Raw genomic sequence first — 678 nt, forward strand, 5'->3', positions numbered from 1 at the left:
CAATCAGATTTCGTCACTGACATCACTCAGCCGTAAGTTGAATGAGACAAAGGAACTCCAGTCGGAAATCGGAATTCAGTCCATCAGTGCATCACAGTTGTCACGAAAGCTGCGTCATTTGGAACAGGCATTTTTAGACGCTGTTCTTCAACATTGCATTGCGCAACTTGTTCGCAGAATTGGACTGAAAAAGGCCACGAAGCAATTAGGTCGCATTAACCTAGTCGACTCTTCCACCATAACGCTGTGTTTGTCCCAATACCCTTGGGCCCTGTATCTTCCGACCCATGCTGGTGTCAAATTACACTTACGGCTGGCTTTCGTAGACGGGCTTGTACACCCAGATAAGGCTATCCTAACTCCAGCGAAGCCGTCCGACCGGACGCAGATGGACAGTCTTATTGAACTGGACAGGGATGCACTTTACATATTTGACCGTGGCTACGTCGATTACCGAAAGTTTGATGAGTACTGTCGTGGGGGAACGCGTTTTGTCACCCGACTCCGATACAATACAAGCATTGCTGAAACGTACGAGAGAAGGACGATACCACAGGGGTCACCTGTTCTTCGGGACGATGTGGTAAGGATCGGCTCATCCGCCTCTCGGAGTATGACTCATCCAACGCGTTGGATAGAGACGTTGGACAGTGAAGGTAATTTGATTATTATCCTGAC

1 protein-coding gene is annotated in these 678 nt (G+C 48.5%); it reads left to right on the top strand.

What is annotated here, in order from left to right:
- The coding region (locus AN477_RS22160) for an IS4 family transposase (protein ID WP_157062123.1) at positions 1-678 on the top strand (678 nt) is incomplete at both ends.

Source organism: Paenalicyclobacillus ferrooxydans, from assembly GCF_001399675.1.
GTDB lineage: Bacteria > Bacillota > Bacilli > Alicyclobacillales > Alicyclobacillaceae > Alicyclobacillus_B > Alicyclobacillus_B ferrooxydans.